Below are 3,473 nucleotides of genomic sequence, written 5' to 3' on the forward strand. Positions count from 1 at the left end.
GTTGAAGATAAAGCGGGTGACGAGGTTGTTGCCGTCGGTGTGGTCGGTTTGCGTGACTTTGCCGTTGCCGTCTAGCGTATAGGCGAAGCTGTTGGTGCTGTTGTCGGCATAGGTTTGTTTGGTGACGCGGTTGTTGGCGTCGTAGACGTTGGTGACCATGATCTTGCCGCGCCGGTCTTGCACGGTGAGCATGTTGTGGTTGGCGTCGTAGGTGAAAGCCTCAAAGGTCAGGTCTGGATAGGTGACTTTGTTCAAGCGGCCAGTCGTATCGTATTCGTATTTGACGCTGCGGGTGAGGTTGTCGGTGGCCAGGGTGATGCGGTTGTAGCCGTCGTAGGTGAACTGGATGTAGCGGCCGCTGGGGCTGGTCACTTTGGTGAGGTTGCCATTGCTGTCGCGCACCATGGTGAGGGTGTTGTTGTAGCGGTCGCGGATGGAGGTCAGCGCGCCTTTGCGGGCTGAGTTGGAGTTCATCGCTTCAGGGAATTGCAGGACCGTGCCGTCTTTCAGGGTCATGATCCAGCTCCACAGTGGTCCGTTCCAGCGGACGGTGGCGCCATTGAAGGCGGTGTTGCTGGAGCTGTGCTGGTAGACCGCTGTCTGGTAGTCGGTGCCAGGGGTGATGCGCGGGAAGTGCAGCTGGCTGCCGTCTGGCAGGACCAGATCCTGGTAGGACCAGACTGTGCTGTTGCCCACCAGGAAAACGTCGTAGGACAGGTTGGTGCCTATGCCAAACGCTCGTGAGTCAGCGTCGCGCTGGCGGTAGCTGCGGGCGACGCTTAAGGGAATGATGTCGTTGACCTGGAGGTCGGTGCTTTCATTGAGGAACAGGCCGGTATACATGTCGACCGGGTCACCGCAGCGGCAACCGCCAACGGTGGGGCCTTCAGCAGGCGCCGTCGTCGGCTTGGCGACCATGGCGCCGGTGAATTCATAGATGGCGACGCCAGCGTCGGGGATGATCTGTTTTGCATCGGCGCTGACACTGCCCTGGCCGTAGACGTACCAGCCTTTGCCACGGGCGTCATAGTTCCAGAATTCCATGCGGGTGCCGGGGGCAGCGCCGCTGAAGTTGGGGTAGATGAGCCGTGCGCCGGGCTGGTCTTTGCCGTTGATGCTGCTGAGGATGGCGCCGCCGGGCTGGATGGTGAAATAGACGGGCACGCCCAGGCTGGGCAGCGGGAAAGGCGGGTGGTCAACAGGGATGGCGGTGACGTTGAGGTCGGTGACGATTTTGCCGTTACGGTCGCGGATGACGGTGCCGGGCGGGATATGCAACTCCAGACCAGGGATGCGTGGTGAGCTGACGATGGTTTCTTGTCGGGTGGGGGACGCCACGGTGATGTTGCCAGCCGGGTCAAGCGCACTGCTCCAGATGGGGTAGCCAAGGCTGGTGGTTTTACCGGCGACGAGTTTGACGCGAGTCTGGTAGAAGCCGTAGCGGGCGTCATTCTTTTGCACGGTCTGGCCGTCAATGTCGAGTATCTGTTCACCAGCTGGCAGATGGCTGAGCAAAAAGCGGCCGGTGAGGTCGGTCTGGGTGCTTTGGCCGCCTATGCTGATGGTGACCTGGGCCAGGCCTCGGCCATTGAGCGTCAGCACTTGCCCGGCCAGGGCGGTATCGCCTGCTGCTGCCTGTAGTGGTGGCAGGGCTTGCAGGGGACTGTCGCCACGGCGGGCGCGCCAGTCGCCTTTGAAGTGGCGGGCGTCGGGGTACCAGGCTTCTGGCTGATGGTTGCTGTTGGCAGCGGCGATGGCGGTTTTTTCTGCTGCGCCAAAGCTGGCCGGTGTGGTGTTGGCCGTTGCTGCCGGAGCAGGAACAGCGATGCTGGATGCCGGGCGGCTGCCGGTATCACTGGCGCTGCTGGTGTTGTTAATGTTGCGGTCTATGCTGCCGATGGCGATGTTGCCGGTGTTGTTGCCACCTTGGTTGCTGTTGCCTGTCTGGCCGAGTTGGGTGGTTTCAAAGCCGATGGCGCTAAATGGCAGTGGCTGTGGCTGGGCGGCGCTGTCCTGCGCGCCTTTGATGAAGAGGGTGTAGCGGCTGGCGGGCAGCAGGTCTTGCCGGGGGGTGACGAAGAGCAATACGCCTTGTTCGGCGGCCACGACGTTAACAGGGACAACACCGTGCGGCCCCATGAGGGTGACGCTGGCTGTGTTGAGGCTGTCAACCTGCATGCGCTGGGCAAAGCGGATGACGAGGCTTTGGTCGACCGCTACGGCCAGTGCGCCCGGGCTGGGCTGGCTGTCTTTGATGGCGGGGGCGCCGTTGGTTTGCAGACCATTGGCAATTTGTTGCAGGCGTGTATTGTCAAGCGGGGTGAAGCGCTGGCTTTGCGGGTCGTAGAGTTCACCGCCTGTGACGGCTTGCAAGCTGGCGTCGAGGCCATGGGAGATCAGGAGCTGGGCTGTAGGCAGCAGGGTGGCGAGGTGGTCGCGCCGGGCTGTGTCGAGCTTGAGGTTGAAGCGGTCGAGTGTGTTGTTGCGCGGGTCATAGATTTCGGCTTCATACAACAGGCGCTGGCGACTGTCTGCGCCACCGACAATCAGCAGTTTACCGTCGCTCATGAGGGTGGCGCTGTGGCCGCTGCGGGTGATCAGGCCGGGATTGGGGATGCTGCTGAATTTGTCGATGTCGGCATCATATTGTTCCAGACTGGTGACGGTGTTGCCGCTGGCGTCGACACCGCCGATGATGAGGACTTTGCCATTGGGCAGCAGGCTGGCGCTGTGGTAGCTGCGCGGCTGCTTCAGGTGTCCGGTCAGTAGCTGGTCTTGACCGGTTTTAGGGTCGTGGATGGCGGCGCTGTTGTTTGCACCGCCCAGCAGCAGCCAGCGGCCATCAGGCAGTTGGGTGGCGCTCTGCCCTGCTGCCCTGGTCAGTGTGGCAGGCTGGGGCAGCAGTTGCTGTTGCAGGTTACCTGCAACAGCGCACACCGAGAACAGGCTCAGGGCGAAGATGGTGAATAGCCATTTTACAAAATGAAATGCTTGCGTTGCCACGATGCTGCGTCCTTTATGCATACAATTTTTTTCTGTCAACTGGTCTTGGGTGTGCTGTTTTGTCATGTTATTTCAGCTGCAGAGTGATGCTGCCCTTGTCCTGGCCCAGCGGGTCAATGAGGATGGTGTAGACACCCGTTTCTGGCAAATTGCTGAGTGTGAAAGCCGCCGTGGCGCTGGTCAGGTAATACGATGCCCACTCTGAACCACCACTGCTGGGCTTGTAGACCCACATGGTCTTGCTGCCACTGTTGATCAGGGTGTTGGCCGTTACCGCCAGGTTAAGGGTCTGGCCTGCCGTGCCGTTGAAGGTGAAGCGGCCGTTTTGCCCTACCTTGGTGGTGGTCAGCGTCAGTGCCGGACCGGCTGGCACCAGGTTGCCAGCATCGATGTCCTTTGACAGCAGAGCATTGAAACTGACTGCATAGGTGGAGCTTTGTACAAAGCGGATGACATAGGTGCCGCCTGCA

Annotated in this window: 1 protein-coding gene and 1 pseudogene; both read right to left on the reverse strand. The window is 60.7% G+C overall.

The window, feature by feature from the left end; all coding sequences use genetic code 11:
* Window positions 1-3,003 (reverse strand): DUF6531 domain-containing protein (locus LZ463_RS28760; protein WP_241459758.1); only part of this gene is annotated, 3,003 nt, incomplete at its 3' end.
* 67 nt (window positions 3,004-3,070) lie between these two features.
* Window positions 3,071-3,473: pseudogene (locus LZ463_RS28765) on the reverse strand (hypothetical protein); the annotation flags it as partial.

It is taken from the genome of Undibacterium paludis (assembly GCF_022568815.1).
Taxonomy (GTDB): domain Bacteria; phylum Pseudomonadota; class Gammaproteobacteria; order Burkholderiales; family Burkholderiaceae_D; genus Undibacterium.